Annotated in this window: 22 protein-coding genes; 7 read left to right on the top strand and 15 right to left on the bottom strand. The window is 72.9% G+C overall.

Features of this window, described 5'->3' with window-relative positions:
• Positions 1–71: 71 nt before the first annotated feature.
• Positions 72–206: a hypothetical protein gene (locus ACFPLC_RS43615; RefSeq protein WP_268246871.1), complete on the top strand. Its 135-nt coding sequence runs from the start codon at positions 72–74 to the stop codon at positions 204–206.
• Between the two features lie 161 nt (positions 207–367).
• Positions 368–739, top strand: coding sequence for a DUF742 domain-containing protein (locus ACFPLC_RS43610; protein WP_191309681.1), 372 nt, complete (start codon positions 368–370; stop codon positions 737–739).
• Here ACFPLC_RS43610 and ACFPLC_RS43605 read toward each other — a convergent pair.
• Entirely contained in the window at positions 726–1,556 is an 831-nt protein-coding gene (locus ACFPLC_RS43605) for an alpha/beta fold hydrolase (RefSeq protein WP_378192125.1), read from the bottom strand. The two genes, ACFPLC_RS43610 and ACFPLC_RS43605, sit on opposite strands and share 14 nt — an antisense overlap.
• 66 nt (positions 1,557–1,622) lie before the next feature.
• Positions 1,623–2,246 (bottom strand): TetR/AcrR family transcriptional regulator, encoded by a 624-nt coding sequence (locus tag ACFPLC_RS43600; RefSeq protein ID WP_378192123.1) that lies wholly within the window; start codon positions 2,244–2,246, stop codon positions 1,623–1,625.
• 32 nt (positions 2,247–2,278) lie between these two features.
• Here ACFPLC_RS43600 and ACFPLC_RS43595 point away from each other — a divergent pair, with 32 nt between their 5' ends.
• On the top strand, positions 2,279–3,139 hold the full coding sequence (locus ACFPLC_RS43595; RefSeq protein ID WP_378192122.1) for an SDR family NAD(P)-dependent oxidoreductase: 861 nt from the start codon (positions 2,279–2,281) through the stop codon (positions 3,137–3,139).
• On the opposite strand, the gene ACFPLC_RS43590 is transcribed toward ACFPLC_RS43595, so the two are convergent.
• The 6 genes from ACFPLC_RS43590 to ACFPLC_RS43565 all read right to left on the bottom strand — a co-directional run bounded on the left by ACFPLC_RS43590 (position 3,136) and on the right by ACFPLC_RS43565 (position 7,422).
• Positions 3,136–4,794: a WXG100 family type VII secretion target gene (locus ACFPLC_RS43590; protein ID WP_378192120.1), complete on the bottom strand. Its 1,659-nt coding sequence runs from the start codon at positions 4,792–4,794 to the stop codon at positions 3,136–3,138. The genes ACFPLC_RS43595 and ACFPLC_RS43590 overlap by 4 nt on opposite strands.
• On the bottom strand, positions 4,794–5,108 hold the full coding sequence (locus tag ACFPLC_RS43585) for a hypothetical protein (protein WP_378192118.1): 315 nt from the start codon (positions 5,106–5,108) through the stop codon (positions 4,794–4,796). Before ACFPLC_RS43585 ends, ACFPLC_RS43590 begins: the two co-directional genes overlap by 1 nt.
• Positions 5,105–5,605 carry a YbaB/EbfC family nucleoid-associated protein gene (locus ACFPLC_RS43580; protein ID WP_378192117.1) on the bottom strand — a complete coding sequence of 167 codons (501 nt, stop codon included), beginning with the start codon at positions 5,603–5,605 and terminating at the stop codon, positions 5,105–5,107. Before ACFPLC_RS43580 ends, ACFPLC_RS43585 begins: the two co-directional genes overlap by 4 nt.
• Positions 5,606–5,814: 209 nt before the next feature.
• Positions 5,815–6,387, bottom strand: coding sequence for a DinB family protein (locus tag ACFPLC_RS43575; protein WP_378192115.1), 573 nt, complete (start codon positions 6,385–6,387; stop codon positions 5,815–5,817).
• Between the two features lie 13 nt (positions 6,388–6,400).
• Positions 6,401–6,892, bottom strand: coding sequence for a glucodextranase DOMON-like domain-containing protein (locus tag ACFPLC_RS43570; protein ID WP_378192390.1), 492 nt, complete (start codon positions 6,890–6,892; stop codon positions 6,401–6,403).
• Positions 6,893–6,894: 2 nt separating this feature from the next.
• Positions 6,895–7,422, bottom strand: a complete 528-nt coding sequence (locus tag ACFPLC_RS43565) for a hypothetical protein (RefSeq protein WP_378192113.1) — start codon at positions 7,420–7,422, stop codon at positions 6,895–6,897.
• A 124-nt stretch (positions 7,423–7,546) separates the two neighbouring features.
• On the opposite strand from ACFPLC_RS43565, the gene ACFPLC_RS43560 reads away from it, so the two are divergent.
• Positions 7,547–7,957 carry an ATP-binding protein gene (locus ACFPLC_RS43560; protein ID WP_378192111.1) on the top strand — a complete coding sequence of 137 codons (411 nt, stop codon included), beginning with the start codon at positions 7,547–7,549 and terminating at the stop codon, positions 7,955–7,957.
• Positions 7,958–7,960: 3 nt separating this feature from the next.
• Here the strand turns inward: ACFPLC_RS43560 and ACFPLC_RS43555 are convergent, their stop codons facing one another.
• From ACFPLC_RS43555 to ACFPLC_RS43530, 6 genes are all read right to left on the bottom strand, one after another.
• Entirely contained in the window at positions 7,961–8,692 is a 732-nt protein-coding gene (locus ACFPLC_RS43555) for an ANTAR domain-containing protein (protein ID WP_378192388.1), read from the bottom strand.
• 253 nt (positions 8,693–8,945) lie between these two features.
• Entirely contained in the window at positions 8,946–9,248 is a 303-nt protein-coding gene (locus tag ACFPLC_RS43550) for an STAS domain-containing protein (RefSeq protein WP_191309698.1), read from the bottom strand.
• Positions 9,245–13,324 (bottom strand): SpoIIE family protein phosphatase, encoded by a 4,080-nt coding sequence (locus ACFPLC_RS43545; RefSeq protein ID WP_378192109.1) that lies wholly within the window; start codon positions 13,322–13,324, stop codon positions 9,245–9,247. The genes ACFPLC_RS43550 and ACFPLC_RS43545 overlap by 4 nt, the downstream gene beginning before the upstream one ends.
• A 104-nt stretch (positions 13,325–13,428) precedes the next feature.
• A complete protein-coding gene (locus ACFPLC_RS43540; protein ID WP_378192107.1) occupies positions 13,429–13,845 on the bottom strand; it encodes an ATP-binding protein in 417 nt (138 codons plus the stop codon).
• Positions 13,842–15,425 (bottom strand): PP2C family protein-serine/threonine phosphatase, encoded by a 1,584-nt coding sequence (locus tag ACFPLC_RS43535; protein ID WP_378192105.1) that lies wholly within the window; start codon positions 15,423–15,425, stop codon positions 13,842–13,844. Before ACFPLC_RS43535 ends, ACFPLC_RS43540 begins: the two co-directional genes overlap by 4 nt.
• The gene (locus ACFPLC_RS43530; protein ID WP_378192103.1) at positions 15,422–15,805 is read right to left on the bottom strand and encodes an STAS domain-containing protein; all 384 of its coding nucleotides are present in this window, start codon (positions 15,803–15,805) and stop codon (positions 15,422–15,424) included. The genes ACFPLC_RS43535 and ACFPLC_RS43530 overlap by 4 nt, the downstream gene beginning before the upstream one ends.
• A 169-nt stretch (positions 15,806–15,974) precedes the next feature.
• Here ACFPLC_RS43530 and ACFPLC_RS43525 point away from each other — a divergent pair, with 169 nt between their 5' ends.
• A complete protein-coding gene (locus tag ACFPLC_RS43525) occupies positions 15,975–16,358 on the top strand; it encodes an STAS domain-containing protein (protein ID WP_378192102.1) in 384 nt (127 codons plus the stop codon).
• A gap of 20 nt (positions 16,359–16,378) precedes the next feature.
• Here the strand turns inward: ACFPLC_RS43525 and ACFPLC_RS43520 are convergent, their stop codons facing one another.
• Positions 16,379–17,602 (bottom strand): PP2C family protein-serine/threonine phosphatase, encoded by a 1,224-nt coding sequence (locus ACFPLC_RS43520; RefSeq protein ID WP_378192100.1) that lies wholly within the window; start codon positions 17,600–17,602, stop codon positions 16,379–16,381.
• 82 nt (positions 17,603–17,684) lie between these two features.
• On the opposite strand from ACFPLC_RS43520, the gene ACFPLC_RS43515 reads away from it, so the two are divergent.
• Both ACFPLC_RS43515 and ACFPLC_RS43510 read left to right on the top strand, forming a co-directional pair.
• Positions 17,685–18,404: a histidine phosphatase family protein gene (locus ACFPLC_RS43515; protein WP_378192098.1), complete on the top strand. Its 720-nt coding sequence runs from the start codon at positions 17,685–17,687 to the stop codon at positions 18,402–18,404.
• On the top strand, positions 18,382–19,251 hold the full coding sequence (locus ACFPLC_RS43510) for an NAD(P)H-hydrate dehydratase (RefSeq protein ID WP_378192096.1): 870 nt from the start codon (positions 18,382–18,384) through the stop codon (positions 19,249–19,251). Before ACFPLC_RS43515 ends, ACFPLC_RS43510 begins: the two co-directional genes overlap by 23 nt.
• Positions 19,252–19,287: the final 36 nt, after the last annotated feature.

The following is a 19,287-nucleotide window of genomic DNA, read 5'->3' as shown; positions in this document are numbered from 1 at the left end:
AGGTCTGTTCAAGATTTCCCCAACGGCCCCCGCGCACCGTGACGGCACGGACGACCGAGGGGAGCCCCGAGATGATTTCCGACGCCTACCTCCGCGCACGCATCGCCGAGGTCCAGCAGGAGTTCGCCGCCGCGCGGGCCTGGCTGCGCAGGCTGCGGGTCCGCCGCCGGAAGGCGCCGAAGCCGGCGGAGTTGTCAGAACACTGATAATCCGCCTGGATGACCTTCCTCCCTCGGAGTGGTGTCGGTCAACGGCGCTGCTCCGACCTGCAGTTTACCGTCCGTTAGCCTGTTCGGACGATTGCGGTGGAGTCGATCACGGTGTCGAATAATCGCCTACAAGGATTAATCGCCGTGAGGAGCTGGCTGTGCACTGGGGGACCGCGCTCGAAGACGGAGGGGCGGCGGGGCTTGTCCGTCCGTACTTCCGCACCCACGGCCGGACGCGCCCGACGCGCGACCTCCCGGTCGAGACGCTCGTCTCGACCACGCCGCGCGGGCGGGCCATGACGCGCAACAGCACGGCGGAGGAGTCGGAAATCTGCGTGCTGTGCTGCACTTCGCAGTCCGTGGCCGAGGTGGCCGCGCGGCGGCGGCTGCCGCTCGGCGTGGCGCGGGTCCTGCTCTCCGACCTCGCCGACCGCGGGCTCGTCGCCGTGCACACCGCGAAGAAGGGCAACGGCAACCGGCCGAGCATGGACCTGATGAAACGCATCCTGCACGGCCTCAGCCGGCTGTGAACTCCCGGACCAGCCGCGCGAACTCCACCGGCTGGTCGAGCGGCAGCAGCGTGTAGCTGTCGGCCACCTCGGCGAGCTGCCCCTTGGGCAGCAGGGCCGCCAGGCGGCGGCCGTGCTCGAGCGGCATCACGCGGTCTTCGGTGGCCCAGACGACCAGCGCCGGCCGGTCGAAGCCTGGGAGCCGTTCGGCCGCTTCCCGGAGGATGTCCGGTGTCGCGGCGGCCGCCCGCAGGACGCGGACCGTGTCGCGGCGGACGCCGGCCTGGCTCAGCAGCGGCCGGAGCCAGCGGGCCGTGGCCGCGTCCCCGCGCTTCGTCAGCCACCCGAACGCGATCGGGAGCCGCCGCACCGCGCGCAGCCGCAGCTGCTGCACGAACACGCCGAACAGGCGGGGCGGCAGTTTCCCGGCCAGGAACAGCGTTTTGCCGGTGAGGCCGGGCGGGAAGTTGTCGAACGCGTCGCATGAAGCGAGCACGACCCGGCCGACCCGCGGGGCGTCTTCCGTCATGAGCAGCTGCACCAGCGCGCCGCCGGTGTCGACGCCGACCAGGGTGACGTCCCGCAGGTCGAGCCGCTCCAGGAACTCCCCGAGCAACCGCGCGAGTCCCCGCATCGACAGGTCGGCGCCGTCCCGCATCGGGTGCCGGTGCGCGCCGAACGGCAGCGTCGGGACGACGCAGCGCAGGCCGTCGAGGGCGGCGACCGGGCCGTCCCAGAGTGAGCCGTCCATCAGGAGGCCGTGGACGAAGACGACGGCCGGACCCGTCCCGCCCGTGTCGGTGTACTCGACGGTGCCCGCGGACAGCGCGACCTGCATGCCAGCCTCCCAGTGACGTCCCCCCCCGGGCAGAAGTGAACCACGTGGTTCGCAAACTGTCGAGGCTCAGGGAGCCGCTTCCTCCCGTTCGACCGCCCGCAGCAGGGCCGCGACGCCGGCCTCCGCGCCTTCGCCGTCCGGGCTGGTCAGCAGATCCACCAGGAAACCGCGCAGCGTCGCGAGGATCATCTCGGCGACCTCGAGCTTGCGCCGCTCCGGCCAGTGCGGCGGGCAGAACGACACCAGCGTCGGCAGGTACTGCTGCGACGCGCCGCGGCCGAGCGCGGCGTACCGGCCCGGGTCGTACATCGCCAGGCCCATCGCCTGGTCGAGGACGCGCCGCAGCTGCGTCTCCTCGTCGCGGAGGCTGGCCCAGGCGGCCCGGACGCGGCCGGCGAGCGTGGGCGATTCCGCGGCGACGGCCGTCAGCGCGTTGCCGATCCGCCGCTCCCGCAGCGCGAAAACCACCTGCCGCAGCAGGTCTTCGACGCCTTCGAAGTGGTAGAGCAGCACCTTGTGGGTCGTTCCGGCCGCCCGCGCGGCCCTTCGCAGCGAGAAGTCGACGAGCCCGTTCTCGGCGACGTCGTCGGTGATCTTCGCCAGCAGTTCCCGGCGCCGGGCCTCGCCGCGGGGCGACCCGGCCGACCGCCGGTACCCGGCCCGGGCCGGTTCGTCGGTAGCGTTGTCCACGACGGACAGCTTGGCACGGGGAGGGTGCGGCGATGCGGGTGCTGGTGACCGGGGGCAACGCGGGGATCGGCTACTTCGCCGCCGAGCAGCTGGCTTCGGCGGGCGCGGACGTGGTGATCGGCAGCCGCGACCCGGCCAAGGCGCAGGCCGCGACCGCGTCGATCCGCTCGCGAGTCGCCGGGGCGAAGGTGGGGCACGTCCGGCTGGACCTGGCCGACCTGGCCTCCCTCGAACCGGACGTGGGTGTGCTGGACGCCGTGCTGTGCAACGCCGGCGTCGCGCTCGACGCGCCGCCACGGCGGGAGACCGCGGACGGGCACGAGCTGATGTTCGGCACCAACCACCTCGGCCACTTCGCGCTGATCGCCCGGCTGCGGCCGGTGCTGGCCCCGGCCGCCCGGATCGTCACCATGGGCAGCTTCGCGGCGAAGTCGGCTCATCTCGACTTCGCGGATCTCCAGAGCTCGTGCGACTACCACCCGAAGCGGGCCTACGAGCGGTCCAAACTGGCCCAGATGCTGTTCGCGCTCGAACTCGACCGGCGGCTGCGGGCCGCGGGCTCCGCGCAGCTCAGCGTGCTCGCCCACCCCGGCGGCGCGCTCGACTCGCTGACACCGTCGCGGCCGCCGGTGCACACCCGCACCACCGGCGCGTGGCTGCGCGGGCTCCCGGCCCGGATGCTGTTGCAGGGCAAGGACGCCGGGGCCCGGCCCGCGGTGCGCGCGGTCCTCGACCCGGACGTCGAGGGCGGCCAGCTGTGGGGCCCGCGCGTGTTCGGCCTGCGCGGGCGGCCGCGGCCGGAACGCCGGTGGGCGAACCTGGCCGACGACACGGCCGCCGCGCGGTTGTGGACGGAAAGCGTGGCGCTGACCGGGCTGGACCCGCTCGGCTAGCTGTCGTCGTCCCCGCCGGTGACGTTGCCGATGCTGGCGGGCACACCCTTGATCATGTCGACGACGGTCTTGCCGGCCAGGCCCGACTTGCCGAACCACGGGTCGGTCATGACCTTGATGGCCGACTCGAACTTTTCCGCGCCTTCCTTGCCGAAGAGCTTGCCGAGCTCGTGCACGGAGAAGTTGCTGATCTTGTCGAACTTCTGCATGATCTCGGGCGTCACACCGTCTATTTGGGACAGCTTGGTCTTGATGACGTCGGTCATCTGGTCGGTGAACGGCTTGTGCGGCTTGGGGTCGGGTGTCGGTGCCGGGTCCGGAGTGGACTGAGTGGTGTCCGGCTTCGGGTCCGGGGCGGGGTCGGGCTTGGGCTCCGGGGTGGCCGACGAGGGCGCGGGTTCCGGCTTCGGCTCGGGCGTGGTGTCCGGCTTGGGCTCGGGCTTCGGTTCGGGTGTGGCCGACGAGGGAGTGGTGTCCGGTTTGGGGTCGGGTTTCGGGTCCGGGGTGGCCGACGAGGACGAGGGTGCGGGTTCCGGCTTCGGTTCCGGTTTGGGATCGGGGGTGGGGTCCGGCTTGGGTTCCGGTTTCGGTTCGGGTGTGGCCGACGAGGGTGTGGTGTCGGGCTTGGGGTCCGGTTTGGGGTCGGGTTTCGGGTCCGGGGTGGCCGACGAGGACGAGGGTGCGGGTTCCGGCTTCGGTTCCGGTTTGGGCTCGGGCGCGGGGTCCGGCTTGGGCTCGGGCTTCGGTTCGGGTGTGGCCGACGAGGGAGTGGTCTCCGGCTTCGGGTCCGGAGTCGCCGACGAAGGCTTCGGGTCGGGTTTCGGGGCCGGGGTGGCGTCCGGCTTCGGGGTGGGCGTCGGCGTCAGGCTGCTCGTCGGGGGCTTGGCCGCCGCCAGGTCGTCGCCGGCCTTGCCCAGCTTCGTCAGCGCCTGCAGCAGGTCGCCCAGCTTCTTGGCCAGCTGGGCCAGCTTCGCACCGATCTTGCCCAGCGCCGTGGCCACCGTGCCGATCGTCGTGCCGATGAAGATCGCGATCGACGCGCCGAACGTCACCGGGGCCAGTGCCGCCGCGATCAGGGCGCCCTTGATGATCGTCGCCAGGAGCATGGCGATCAGGTCGCGGAGGATGCCGCGGAACGCGCCGACGATGCCGCCGGCGATCTTCATGTTCTTGCCGGCCTCGTCGAGGTAGCCGCCGAGGGCACCCAACTGGTCGGTGACCGCGTCCATGTCCTTCTTGAACGCGTCCGCGGCCTGCCCGCTCCACTCCTCCAGCAGCTTGTCGAGCGCCTGCTGGTGGTCGGCCGACCACTGCTCCAGCTTCTTCTTCTCCGCCGTGAGCGCTTCGCTCGCCGCCGCGATGCCGATCGGGTCGCCCATCAGGATGTCCAGCGGCCACCGCAGGATCGTGATGTGCTCGATGAGCCAGCCGATCCCGGCCGTCAGCAGGCTGCCGATCGGGTCCAGCACGAGCCCGATCGTCTCCAGCGCCATGCCCGCCGAGCCGATGCCGATCGCGACCTTGTCGTGCTCCTTGACGGCCTTGTCCAGGCCGATGGCCGCCTCGAAGAAGCCCGCGCCGGCCGAGGCGTTGTCGCTGTTGAACAGGTCCGAACCGTGGAGGCTGACGTCCTTGCTCCGGTAGTCGTCGCCCACTATCCGAACCTCACGATCGAGTTCACGGCGTCTTCTTCGCCCGACTGGTAGCGCTTCGCCGCCTCGGTGACCTTGTCGGCGAACTCGCCGATGGTCTTGGCGTACTCGCCGAACTGGTGGTGCGCCTTGTCGGTCCAGGTGCTCGCGCTGGCGGCCATCAGCTGGCACGCCGGGTTGATGCCGAACATGCCGGGGTCGCAGACCATGCCGCCGACGAGGTCCGCGGTGCTCTGCAGGTTCTTCTGCAGCTCGTCGAGGTGCTTGCCGAACTCCGCCAGTGGCTCCGAAGAGACGCGGAAGCCGCCGCCGGTCACCAGGGGTTCGATTCGTCGTCGGCGCGGTCGTCGGCCGCAGGACGGCGGCGCGGCGCGGACGGCGGCGCCGGGGGAACCGGGGGAGCAGGCGGCGGTGGGGCAGCCTCGGCGCTCTCCGGCGCCGCGAAGTCCCCGTCCGGCGGCGGGTCCGGCGGCAGGAAGGACCGGACCATGGCGGTCGACTCGCCGTCGCCGTTGATGGTCGCGAAGGAATCCGCGACGGCGCGGGCTGTCTGGCGCTGCGCGTCCCGCACCGCGCTCATGATCGCCGCGGTCAGCCGCGCCGGGCCCAGCTCGCACGCCCGGGACCCGAGCTCGAGGTTCGTGAGCGCGCCGTTCGGGGCGAGGGTCACGGTGACCGAGCCGTCGCGGGTGCGGACCGTCGCCCCGGCCGAGGAAAGCGCTTCGTTCAGCGCCGCGGCCTTCGACTGCATCTCCCGGACCTGCCGCTCGAGCAGGAGCTGGAAGTCTTCGCCTGGCCCCAGGTTCGGTTGCACGAGATCGACTCCTCGACGTGCCGGCGCGCGCGGCCGGATCATGAGCGGCAGGTTAGCGCACACCTGACGTTCATCCGTCGCTCACCGGAGGTATGCCTGGATGTCTCCTCGATGATGCCCCCGAACACCCGATGGTGACCTGACCACCGCCCGCGCCCCGGATGCAGTGAATGACTCATTCCTGACGCCGGACGCCAGGAATGAGTCATTCACTGCGTCCGGCCGGTGGCGGCCCGGGCGGCCCGGTCGACCTCCGTGCGGCGGGCCGCCCAGTGCTCCGCGTCGCGGTGGCCGTCGGTGGCCAGGGCGCCGTCGAGCTGCTCGCGCAGGATGTCCGCGTGGCCGGCGTGGCGGTTGGTCTCGGTGAGCACGTGGACCAGGATGTTGAACAGCAGCACGTCCGGCCGGGGCCACCAGGGGACGTGGCCGGGCGCGTCGACGGGCAGCTCGGTGATCGTCGCGTCGGCGTGGGCCCAGGCCCGGCGGTAGCGGTCGATGATCTCCTGGCGCGTCTCGTGCTCGGTCGCCCACATGTCGGTGCCGCGCACGGTCAGGTCGTCCCAGCGGGGCAGCGGCTCGGGGAACGGCCTGCCGAAGATCTCGCCGAAGTACCGGGCCTCGGTCAGGGTCAGGTGCTTGACCAGGCCGAGCAGGTTGGTACCGGTCGTGGTCAGGGGACGGCGGATGTCGTACTCGCCGAGCCCGTCGAGCTTCCCGACCATCTCCTCGCGGATCTCACGCAGGTCACCGTGCAGGTAGGTCTTCGCGAAGTCGTCGATCATGGCGTCCAGCTTGTCAGCCCACGGGCACCCCGCGCACCGAAACCGGACCCCGGGTCGGGTCCAGCTCCAGCTTCTGGTCCACGCCGGACGGCGTCAGCACGTCGAACGCCTTCGGGGCCGTGGCCGGGTCCGCCGCGCAGATCGGTGCCGTCCCGCCGGCCGGGCACAGGCCGAACGTGTACTGACCCGCCGTCGGCGTGAACGGCCGGGCCTGGTCGGGGGAGTTGCCGTCCTGCCCGGTCAGCACCACGGCGAACGTCCAGCCCGGCCCCGGCGTCCCGAAGGCCGCCTTCGCCACGCTGACCGTGATGTACCGCGTTGCCTGCGAAGCCTGCACCGACGGCGTGGCCAGCGAAGCACCCGAAGCATCGACGAGCGCCGGGTCCGCGAAGCCTTGGACCTCGATGCGCCGGCTCCACGCGTCCTGCGCCGCAATCGTGTACGCCCGGCTCGGGAACGGCGCCGCGGTCGACGTCGCCGTCGCGGCCGGGTCGTGGCCGTAGATCGTCAGCAGCTGGGCGCCCAGCGGCGAGCCGAACGTTGGCGACTCGCGTCGAACCGCACGTAGACCTTCAGGTCGCGACCGGAGTCCTTCAGCGGCTCCAGCCGGGTGCGGATGAGCACGCCGGTCCGGGCCGGGTCGGCCAGGTACTCGGTGACCAGCCGGTACCGGCCGCTGCGCGGGGTCGACGTCACTTCGCACGCCATCCCGCCCGCGCTCGTGCGGACCGTGTAGGTCATGTCCCGCGTCTGGAGATCGGTGAAGCTGCGCCCGTCGGTGACGGCGAACTGCAGGGTTTCGACGTTCGTGTTGTCGATCACCGGCGCGTAGACGTCGGAGAGCACACCACCCGCCACGGTGAACCACGCCTTGCTCGTGGTGTTGCGCGCGGTGCCCAGGCAGTCCTTGCGGGCCAGGCCGAAGTGGGAGACGGCGCCCGGTCCCGGCGCCGCGGCGGCCGCCTCGGAAACAGCGGGCAAGAGGGCCGCGGCCAGCACCGCGCACAGCACCACGGACGACGTCGACCGAATCATCCGCCCATCCGACCACGGCGGGCCGGGACGCACCAGGTCCGAACGGCGCCAGGGGAAGCCATTACCGGTGATTGAGAATCCGAACCCGTGGGTAGCAAACCAGATGTCCCCCGAGGAGGTGAACGTGGAAGAGCTGGAATCGGACGGCTGGCGGTACCGCGGCACGATTTCGCCACGCACGCTGCCGAGCCTGCGCCGGCACCTGGTGTCCTGGTTGCGGCGGCGCGCCGGTGACGAGGTCGGGCGCCAGGCCGACGATGTCGTGCTCGCCTGCTGGGAAGCGATGGCCAACGTGCTCGACCACGCCTACCACGGCCGGCCCGGGCTGATCGACATCCGCGCCCGGATCGACCGGGACGTGCTGACCGTCACCGTCGCCGACCAGGGCCGGTGGGCGACCCTCGAAGAACGCGCGGACGGTGGCCGCGGGCTGCGCCTGATCCAGGCCCTGGTCGACGGCCTCGACCTCCGCACGACCGACGGCGGCACCGTCATCACGCTCACCTGGCCGTTCCCGGCCCGCCGCACCGCCTGAGGTTCAGGGCGACCCGGCCGAAGACAGGTCTTCGACGAACCGCGCGGCGATGTCCCGGAGCTTCACGTTGGTCCGCTGCGATTCGGTGACCAGGCGCTTCATGGCGTCGTCGGCGCTGATCCGGTGCACGGCCATCAGGATCCCCTTGGCCTGCTCGATCACCGCCCGCGACCGCATCGCCGCTTCGAGCTCGATGGCCCGCTGCCGGGCGTGGTGGTAGCGCCGCGTCGTGCGCAGCCCGAACGAGACGACCGTCGTGTAGAGCCGCAGCAGCCGTGAGTCGGTCTCCGCGAAGCCGTGGTCGCCGTAGCCGAAGAGGTTGAGCGCCCCGGACAGGCGGTCGTCGACGCGCAGCGGCGCGGCCAGGTAGCTGCCGACCCCGAATTCCCGGGCCCGTGCGGTGAACTCCGGCCACTCCAGCCCGGCCGTGGCGAGCGGCACCCGGACGACCTCGCCGGTTTCCGCGGCCTGCAGGCAGGGACCGGCGGCCGCCGCGTACTGGGCCCGGTCGATCTCGACGGCGCGCTCGTCCGTGCAGGCCGCCGTCGTCGGCTCGCCGTCGCGGATCGCGGTGATGCTGGCCATGTCGGCGCCGGGGACGGCCCGGACGGCCTCGGCGCAGACGGCGTCGAGGATCTCCGCTTCCGCCGGTTCGGTTTCCAGGGCACCGGTGAGGTCCGCCATGGCGGCGGTCAGCTCGTCGAGGTGCTCGGGGAGGATCGGCTCACCGGTCACTGACGTCATCTCCGTCCCGGACAGTTGCGGCAGGTGCCGAACCGCTGCTGCTTCAACGGAACGGCAAAACCTTACCCGCGCCGACCGCGCCGGGGGCAACACCGGGACCGAGGGGGGCGGTGGCTCCGGCCCGGCGCTCACTGCTGAACGTCGTGGGTTGGGCGCCGGGGCCACCTCGCGACGGACGGCAGCACAACCCACCCGGCGTACCGTCGCTGCGGCACGCATACCCCGTGCACCGGCGGTCAACCGTTCAGCGGATCATGACCTTCACGACCTGGGGCAGGCCGGACACGCGCAGGACCCGGTCGAGCAGCCGCGGCGCGACCAGCCGCAGGTCGTGCGCGTCCGCCCGGTCGAAGAGCACCGCGACGCCGGCGCTGTCGAGGTAGGTCACCGCGGTGAGGTCCACGGTGACGGCGGTGCCTGCCGCCAGCTCGCGGTCCAGGGCCGCGCCGAACTCCGCGGCGTTGCTCATGTCGATCTCCCCGGTGACGGACAGGACCCGGGCGCCGTCGTCACCCGGGCCGCCGACCAGCGTGAGTGCCGTCGTCACGAACCGATCCTCCATTCCAGCGTGACGGTGGTCCCGGTCTCGTCGTGCCGGAAGGCGACCGCGTCGGCCAGCGCTTCCATCATCGGCACGCCGCGGCCGCGCAGCACTTGGTTGTCCGGCGGCGGCTGCTTCCAGTGCCCGTTGTCGGTCACCGTGACGACCAGGTGACCGCCGGTGAGCCGGGCGGCGAGGTGCGCGGTCTCGCCGCTGCCGTCGCGGTAGGCGTGTTCGACGGAGTTGGCGCACGCCTCACCCGACGCGACGAGCACGTCCTGGGCGAGGTCCGGATCGAGGCCGGCGTTCTCCAGCCAGGCGCGCAGCCAGTGGCGGGTCGACGCGAGGTGGTCCGGGTGCGCCGCGAACTCGAAGTCCAGCGGGGGGATGGGCCGGCGGTAGAGCAGCAGCGCGACGTCGTCCTCGTAACCCTCCGCCGGGCGGAGCCGGTCCATCAGGACGGCCGCCAGGTCGCCGAGCTCCGCGTCCCGCGTGTCGTGCGCGACGGTGGTGGCCCGGTCCATGCCGTCGTCGAGCGGCTCGTTGCGGCGCTCGATCAGCCCGTCGGTGTAGAGCATCAGCAGGGAGCCGATCGGCACGACCGCCGTGGCTTCCGGCCGCGGCACCCCGGCCCGGACGGCCAGCGGCAGGCTGCCGCCCGCGTCGAGGAATTCCGCCGTGCCGTCGCGGTGCACGAGGGTGGCGGGCGGGTGCCCGGCGCTGCTGTAGGTGAGCGTGCCGGTCGCCGGGTCGAGCACCCCGCAGAACACGGTGGTGCACAACGCACCCGGCAGCCGTCCGGCGAAGCGGTCGAGCGCGCTGAGCGTGTGCGCCGGGCTGCTGGCTTCGAGCAGCAGCGCCCGGCAGGCGCTGCGCAGCTGGCCCATCACCGCGGCCGCGGCGAGCCCCCGGCCGACGCAGTCGCCGACGACGATGCCGATCCGGTCGCCGGCCAGCGCGATGACGTCGTACCAGTCGCCGCCGACCTCCAGCGGCGGGTTCGCCGGCTCGTAGCGCACCGCGAAGCCGTCGGGGAGCCGGGCCGGGCCGAGGATCGAGCGCTGCAGCGCGAGGGCGACCTCCCGCTGCCGGTCGTCGCGGTGGGCGCGGCGCAGGGCGTGCGCGAGCGTCCCGGCCAGCAGCGCCAGCAGCGTGCGGTCCTCGGTGCCGAGCGGGCGGCCCGGCGCGGGCTCGACCCACAGCGTCAGCCGGCCGCCGGGGTGGTCGACGGTGGTGCCCGCGCCGGTGTCGGCCGGGGTGGCGTGCAACGCGGGCAGCGAGCGGACGTGGTCGAGCGTTTCGCGCAGCGGGGCGGTGAGGTCGGCCCAGCGCCGGTCGGCGGGGTCGGTGGACGCGAGCTCCGGTTCGCCGTCGCGCGGCCAGGTCACCGCGACGACGCGCCGGGCGTCCCACAGCTCGCGCAGCAGCTCCAGCGCGGTGCGGAGGACCTCCGGTGCCCCGCTGATCCCGGCGAGGCGCTGGTTCATCGAGGCGAGCGTGCTTTCGCGCTGCACCGCGTAGCGCTCGGCGGTGACGTCGCGCATCGTGCCGACCAGCCGTCGGCGGCCCTCGTCGTCCTGCAGCTGGTTGTAGGCGAGCGCGACCCACAGCCGGTGCCCGTCCCGGTGCCGCATCGGCAGCACGAAGCTGCCGCCGGGCTCGTCCCACGCGCCGCCGAACGCCTCGGCGACCTGGCGGTGGGCGGCCGGTTCGGCTTCGGGGTCCGGCCACCACGGGAACGGCGGGTCGTAGGGCAGCCCGCCGGTGCCGTAGCCCAGCAGCTCGGTGAACGCGGTGTTGATCTCCACGACCCGGCCGTCGGCGTCGCAGACGAAGAAGCCTTCCTGCAGTGAGTCGATCATCGCCGCGCGCCACCGGGCGTGCTGTGTGCGCAACCTCGCCAGCTGGACGGTCGTGCGGACGCGGGCGAGCAGCTCCCGCGCCGAGAACGGCTTCACGAGGTAGTCGTCGGCTCCGGCGGCCAGCCCGTCGACGGCGGCCTCCTGCCCGGCCCGCGCCGACAGCAGCAGGACCGGCACGGCGGCGGTGCGCGGGTCGCCGCGCAGCTCGGCGAGCAGGCCGAGCCCGTCCAGCCGCGGCATCATGACGTCGCTGATGATCAGCTCGGGTGGCTGGGCGCACGCGGCGGCGAACGCCTCGACGCCGTCGCGCACCGCGGTCACCGCGTAGTCGTCGCGCAGCAACCGGACGAGGTAGTCGCGCATGTCGGCGTTGTCGTCGGCGATCAGCACCCGGGCGCCCGCCGCCGAGGCGGGCGCGGGACGGGTGTCTTCGCCGGTGTCGGGCAGCCAGCGCAGCGCCTCCTGCACGTACGGTTCGGCGGCCTGGGCGGCGAGCTCGCCGGTCGTGGGCCCGTCGACGACGTGCTCGGCGGGCAGGTGCCGGGTGCCCAGCGGCACCCGCACCCGGAACGTCGTCCCGGCGCCCGGCGTGCTCTCCACGGTGACGCTGCCGCCGTGCATGCCGACGAGCTCGCGCACCAGCGCCAGGCCGATCCCGCTGCCCTCGTTCGACCGCGCCCGCGCCGACGGGATCCGGTGGAACCGCTCGAACAGCCTCGGCAGCTCGGCGGCGTCGATCCCGATCCCGGTGTCGGACACCGCGATCACGGCGTGGCCGTCCTCGACGGTGCTCGTGACCCGGATCGCGCCGTCGAAGGTGAACTTGACCGCGTTGGACAGCAAGTTGAAGACGACCTTCTCCCACATCCCGCGGTCGACGTGCACCGGCTCGTCCGACGGTTGGCAGTCGACCTCGAACACGAGCCCGGCCCGCTCGACGGCGGCGCGGAAGACGCTGGCCAGTTCCGCGGTGAACGTCCCGAGGTCCACCGGCTCGAAGCGCGCCTGCATCCGGCCGGCTTCGATCCGGGAGAAGTCGAGCAGGTTGTTCACCAGCCGCCCCAGCCGCAGCGCGTTGCGCTGGATGACGTCGACCTCTTCACGCACCCGCTCGCCGGCGCCGTCCAGTGCTTCCCGCAGCTCGGCGGCCGGGCCGAGGATCAGCGTGAGCGGGGTGCGGAACTCGTGGCTGATGTTGGCGAAGAACGTCGTCTTCGCCGCGTCCAGCGCGGTCAGCTCCTCGGCGCGCTGCTGCTGGACCTGGTAGGCGATCGCGCCGTTGACCAGCGCCGTCGTCTGCTGGGCGACCAGCCCGAGGAACGTCCGGTAGGACTCGTCGAGCGCGCGCCCGGCGCTCGCGGCCAGCACGATCACGCCGGTGGCCGCGTCCTCGGCGTCACCCGGCAGCGGCAGCACCATCGCCTCGGTGGGCGGGGTGGACCAGCCGCCCGCCGGCAGGTCGCCGACCGCTCCGTCCGACACCGTCCGCGGGACTCCGTCGGCGAGCACGTCCTTCAGCGGCCAGGCGGTCGCGTCCCCCGCGCCTTCACCGCCCGGGGTGACGGCTGCGAGCACGAGGCCGCCGTCGCCGTCCCGGAGGTGGATCGCGGCGTAGGGGACATCGGCGCCGGCGCGGCCCAGCACGCCGGCGACCAGCTCGCAGGCCTCGCCCACGGTCCGGGTGACCCCGGCCTGCGCGCCGAGCTCGCGCAGCGTCGCCAGCCGGCGTTCGCCGATCACGCGCTCGGTCGTGTCGGTGACCGCGGTGAACACCGCCCGCACGGCGCCTTCGTCGTCGTAGACCGGGCTGTAGGAGTACGTCCAGTACGTCTCTTCCCAGTAGCCGTGCCGGTTCATCGGCAGCAGCATGTCCTCCGACCAGGTCGCCTCGCCGGTGGACATCACGCTGTCGAGCATCGGGCCGATGATGTGCCAGATCTCGCCCCAGACCTCCGCGCCCGGCTTGTCCAGCGCCGGGTGCTTGGTGCCCAGCAGCGGCAGGTACGCGTCGTTGTAGAGGAAGCGCAGCTCCGGTCCCCACCAGACGATCATGGGGAAGCGGGAGGTGAGGCAGATCCGGACCGCCGTCGCCAGGCTCGCCGGCCAGTCGCGGGGTTCGCCGAGGGGGGACGTCGCCCAGTCGAAGTCCCGCATCCGGGCGGCCATCCGGCCGGTCCCGGGAAACACGGCGCGGTGGCCGGCCTCTTCCCCGACGCTCATCACACTCCAGGTTCGCGCGGCCTGCGAGGAGCCTACCCGCCCCGGCACCGGCTCGCCCGGTGTGCGGGACGCCGGTGCAGTGAATGAGTCATTCAAGACGTCGGTCAGGCGGTCAGCCAGGTCATGGTGACCGTGGTGCCGTCGTCGCGGTGGATCTGCGCGCTGTGGTCGGCGAGGGTGTCGATGAGCAGCAGGCCGCGGCCCCGCAGCCCGTTCGAGCCCGCCGGCGGGCGCCAGGTGCCGTAGTCGGTGACGGTCACGGTCAGCCGCCCCGGCAACGCTTCGGCCCAGACGTCGACCGGGCCCGGCTGCCCGTCGGGGTAGGCGTGCTCGGCCGAGTTGGCCATCGCCTCGTACCCGGCGAGGACGATGTCCTCCCGCCGCTCGAGGCTCAGCTGCTGCGTGTCCAGCCACCGGGCGAGCGCTTCACGCAGGTCCGGCAGGCCTTCGGCGATCGCGGCCGCACGCCGGTGGAACGAGGTCGGCGGAGCGGGCGCGTCCGGGTGGAGGGGGTCCGTCATGGGGTGTCCTCTCCGCGGTGGTGCACGTGGATCACGGCGATGTCGTCGTCGTGCCGTCCGCGCGTCAGTTCGTCGACGAGCTTGTCCCAAGCCGTTTCCAGGTCGGCGGCGGCCAGCAGTCCCGGGATACCCGCCAGCAGCCATTCGATGCCCAGGGTGAGGTCGCGGGTGCGGCTTTCGACCAGCCCGTCGGTGTACAGCACGAGATCCGCGCCCACCGGGAAGCCCGCGGTGCGCTGCGGGAAGACCGAACCGACGCCCAGCGGTTGCGCCAGCGCCTCGCCGATCTGCTCGGGCGGCTCGCCCGGGCGGATCAGGATCGCGGGCAGGTGACCGGCGTTCGCGTAGGCCAGCGTGCCGTCGGCGGGCCGGTGGACCGCGTAGAAGCAGGTCACGAAGCTTTCGCCGAACAGCCCGGCGGCCAGCTCGGAGACGTTGCGCAGGACCTCCGACGGCGGCAGCTCCAGCAGGGCGTAGCTGCGGACGGCCGTGCGGACCTGGCCCATCACCGTCGCGGCGGTGACGCCGTGGCCGACGACGTCGCCGATGACGAAGGCGGTGGCCCCGGACGGCAGCCGGAGCACGTCGAACCAGTCGCCGCCGACCTTGCTCCCGGTGGCCGCGGGCACGTACCGGGTGAACACGTCGAGTCCGGGGGTGGGCGGGGCGACCGGCAGCATGCTGCGGGACAGCTCGGTGGCGAGGGTGCGCTCGCGTTCGTAGAGCCGGGCGTTGTCCAGCGCGATGGCCGAATAGGCGGCGATGCCCTCGGCCAGGTACTCGTGCCGTGCGGTGAACCGGTCCGGCTCGGGGTGGCCGAAGAAGAACCCGCCCAGCACCTCCCCGGAGGTCGGGCTGATCACCGAGACGGCGAGGTAGCTGCACACCGGCAGGTGCCCCTCCGGCATCCCGTGGTGCGGCGCGTTCTTCCCGAACCGCGGGTCCTTCGTGATGTCGGGGCTGCGCACGGTACCGGCGCCGTCGAAGGTCGGACCGAACACCTCGGTGTTGCGCGGCATCGGGAACCGGGCGAACGCCTCTCGCGGTACCCCCGAGATCGTGTACAGCGTGTACGACTCGCCCAGCTCGTCAACCAGGTTGTAGAAGAACGCGCCGAACGCGGCTCCGGTCGCCTTCGTGGCGGCGTCGGTCGCGTCCTGCACGATCCGGTCGATGTCGAGCTGCGCGGTCAGTTCCCGGCCGGTGGAGTGCAGCGCGTCCACGACCGCCGCTTCGCCACGCAGGCGCCGGACGGTGGCGGCCAGGCCGGCGGTGGCGGCTTCGATCGCGGCGGCGACGGCCGAGGGCGCTTCGCCGACGTGCTCGGTGCTGTAGACCAGTGCGCCACGCTCGCCGCCGTCGGCCGCGACGGCGACCGCCTGCGTGATCTCCTCGCCCGGCACCAGGTCCGCGAGGACCGCGCGGTCGGTCACCGCCCGCGCGACGTGGTCGCCGAGCACCGCGCGCACCTCGGCCGGGCCGAGGGCGCGGACCGCGGTGGCCGCCGGAACGCCGTCGCCGCCGACGAAGGCTCTGCGCACCGCGTCGAGGACCGTGTCGAACTCCGGACGGGACGTCATTCGGCAGCCAGCGCTTCCGACAGCGACGGGTAGATGGCGAACTCGTCGACCAGCCGGGTCAGTTCCAGCGGACGCAGGGTGATCCGGCCGCTCGCCACCACCCGCAACGGCGCCGACGCGGTGGGCCCGCGGTGCGCCCGGACGAGTTCGGCCATGCCCGCCGAGGCCAGGAACGTGACGTCGGTGAGGTCGATGACGAGCAGCGAGGGCCGCAGCCGCGCCGCCCGTTCGGCCAGCTGGCGCAGTTTCGGGGCGAGTGCGAGGTCGAGGGCGCCGTCCACACGCAGCACCGCGACACCGTCCCGGGCCTCCAGCGCGACCGATCCCGCGGAACTGGCGGCGTCGTCGAGTGAGTCCCCGGTCACGTTCCCTTCTCCCATGGCGCCCATCCTGCCTGCTCGGGGCCGTGGCGGAAAGCGGAGGGGGTACTGACACGGCGGCGTGTCGCCGGGGCAGGCATGATTGACGGCGGGGTTGAGCAAACAGCCTTCGTGATCAAGCACGCCCACCGCAGCCCGGTGGTGCCTGCCGAAGGCGAGGAGAATTCACATGACCGAGCACACCCACCTCGAAAGCTCGGCCACCGCTGTGCCGTTCGGGGAGTTCCGGATCGCCCGGACGGAGGAAGGTGAGGCGGTGGTCGTCGAGGTCGCCGGAGACGTGGACACGACCACCGCGCCGGCGCTCGTGCAGGCCGCCGACGAGGCGCTGGCGGAGCAGCCGCCGGTGCTGGTGGTCGACCTGACCCGGGTCGAGTTCCTCGCCTCGCCCGGACTGACCGCGTTGCTGACCATCCACCGCAACGCCGGCACCGCCACCGCGGTGCGGATCGTCGCGTCCGGCCGGGCCACCCTGCGCCCGATCCAGCTGACCGGCCTGGAGGAGAGCCTTTCGCTCTTCCCGACCCGGGAAGCGGCGCTCGCCGGGTCCTGACCCGGATCGTCCCGGCCGCGTCAACTGCCGGCCGGGACGGCATGGCGCTGGATGGCCAGCACGGCGACGTCGTCCTGGGCCGCCCGGTTGCCGATCATCGCGGCCATGGCCTGCGCGCAGACCCGCTCGGGGTTCCCGGCGCGCACGGCGGCCGCTAGCTGCGTCATCCCGACGTCCACGGGCCGGTCCCGGCGCTCCACCAGGCCGTCGGTGTAGAGGACCAGCACGGCGTCTTCCGGCAGGTCGATCACGGTCGTCCGGCGCTCCGGCACGCCGATGGTCAGCCCGATCGGGGGATCCGGGGGCGAGTCCACCAGCCGGCCCGCTTCACCGGGCAGAGCGAGTACCGGGGGCAGGTGCCCGGCGAGCGACAGCGTCAGCGTCTCGCGGTCCGGGCCGATGATCCCGTAGGCCACCGTGGCCATCGCCCCGTGTTCGAAGTGGTTGGCCTTGCGGTCGAGCTTGGCGAGCACCTCGGCGGGGCTTTCGGAGTCGAGGGCGTAGGCGCGCAGGGCACTGCGCAGCCGCCCCATGATCACGGCCGCGTCGAGGCCGTGGCCGGAGACGTCGCCCATCACGACGCCGAGCCGGTCACCCGGCAGGGAGAACAGGTCGTACCAGTCACCGCCGAGCCCGGTCTCGGCACCGGGCACGTACCGGGCGCCGAAAGCCAGGCCCGGCACGTCCGGCAGGCTGCTGGGCAGCAGGCTGCGCTGCAGCGCCATGGTGGCGGTGCGGTTCTCCTCCTGCGCCTCCAGCTGGATCGCCGTCGCGAGCCGGTCGGCCACCAGCTGCATGAGCGCCACTTCGGGCTCACCGAACCGCCGGACCGCCTCGGAACCGATGTGCAGCACGCCGACGAGTTCACTGCCGGCGAGCATCGGGACGCCGAGCATGGAGTGCAGCCCGCGTTCCCACAGCAGGGAGTTCACGACGGTGGTGTCGTCGACGTGGTCGAGGATGACCGGGGCCCGCTCGAGCGCGACCCGGCCCGCGAACCCGCTCCCCACCGGCACCCGGACGCCCTGGTGGACCTCTTCCTCGATGCCCGCCGCCGCGAAGGCCACCAGCTGGCGGCCGCTGTGCTGGTACCGCAGTACGGTCGCGGTGTCGACCTCCATGACCTCGCGCAGGCGCTGGAGGGTTTCGGCGAGCAGCTCGGCCAGCCCGAGGTGCGCGGCCGGGGCTCCGAGGATCGCCTCCAGCTGCTGCAGCCGGTTCTGGGCGTCGAGACTTCGCGACATGGGAGAACCCTAGCCGCAACTGGTTTGCGGGCCTAACCATCCCGGGTTTCGGCGGCGGGTCTCCCGGGGTATCCAGGCCGTCGTGAACGTCGACTTGGACTGGGTGGGTGTGCTGCGGCACGGCCAGAGCACCGGGAACGTAGCCAGGGAAGAGGCGGAGTCGGCCGCCGCGGACGTGATCGACATCGCCGAACGCGACGCCGACGTGCCGCTGACGGATCTGGGGCGGGAACAGGCTTCGGCGGCCGGGAAGTTCCTCGCGGAACGCCCGCCGGACGTCGTGATCACCTCCACTTACCGCCGTGCCTGGGACACCGCGCGGCTGGCCACGCCCGACGGCGTGCCGATCGTTCCCGACGAACGGCTGCGCGACCGGGAGCTGGGCGTGCTGGACCTGCTGACCTCCCACGGCGTGGCTGAGCGGTGGCCCGACGAGCTGCGGCGCAAGCGGCGGCTCGGCAAGTTCTACTACCGGCCGCCGGGCGGGGAGTCCTGGGCGGACGTCGTGCTGCGCCTGCGATCCCTGCTGACCGAGCTGAGCGTGGAGCACGCCGGAAAGCGCGTTCTGCTGGCGGCCCACGAGATGACCGTCTTCGCCCTGCGCTACCTGCTCGAAGGCCTGCCCGAACCCGACCTGCTGCGCGCCGCGAACGCCACCGAAGTCCCGAACGGGTCGGTGACGGCCTGGGAGCGCGACTCCGACGGCGGGTTCACCATGGTGCTGGCTCAGGAGGTCGGCCACCTGCACGCCACCGACACCCCGCCGACGGCGGACGACGATGCCGCGCAGCAGCTCTCCTGACCCGGCGCCGATCAGCCCGGCCCTGCTGCGGGACTGGCGGATCGGCCCGGACGACCGCGGCACCGTGCTCGTCGTCGGGGGTGCCCGGACGGTTCCGGGGGCGCCGGCGCTGTCCGGAACCGCCGCCCTGCGCGCCGGGGCCGGCACGCTGCAGCTGGCGGTCGCCGAACGGCACGCGACCGCGATCGGCGTCTCGGTGCCGGAGTCTTCGGTGTTCGGGCTGCCGGAGACCGAGACCGGGGCGATCGCCGACGGCGCCGTCGACCGGCTGGCCGACGTGCTGCCGGACGCCGGCACCGTCGTGGTCGGCCCCGGCCTGACCGGCGCCCCGGAGACCGAAGACCTGCTGCGGCGCCTGGTTCCCGCCATCGCTCCGGACGCTCGGGTGGTGCTCGACGCGTTCGCGCTCGGAGCGCTGAGCCGGGATCCCGCGCTCGCGGAGCCCCTGGCGGGCCGTCTCCTCCTCACGCCGAACCGGGTCGAAGCCGCTTTCCTCGACGGCTGCGAGGAAAAGGACGTCGACGACCTGGAGACGGCGGTCCGGATCGCCGGGCGCTACGGCGGCGTGGTGCTCCTGATGGGCGTGGTCGCCGCACCGGACGGCCGGGCCTGGCGCGACGGCAGCGGCCACGTCGGCCTGGCGACGTCGGGCAGCGGCGACGTCCTGGCCGGCCTGACCGGCGGCTTCCTCGCCCGCGGCGGCGCGGTCGAGCAGGCGGCCTGCTGGGCCACGCACGTCCACGCCGTGGCCGGCCAGCGCCTGATCCCGGACACCGGCAGCACCGGCCTGCTGGCCCGCGAACTGGTGGCCGAGATCCCGCGGGTCATCGCCGAGCTCGAGCGCTGAGCACCCTGCCGCACCGGTCGTGAGTGGTAAGGCGGG

Source organism: Amycolatopsis plumensis, from assembly GCF_042652605.1.
GTDB classification, from domain to species: Bacteria; Actinomycetota; Actinomycetes; order Mycobacteriales; family Pseudonocardiaceae; genus Amycolatopsis; species Amycolatopsis plumensis.
Note: the sequence above shows the minus strand (reverse complement) of the source record. Positions and strands in the feature narration are given on the sequence as shown.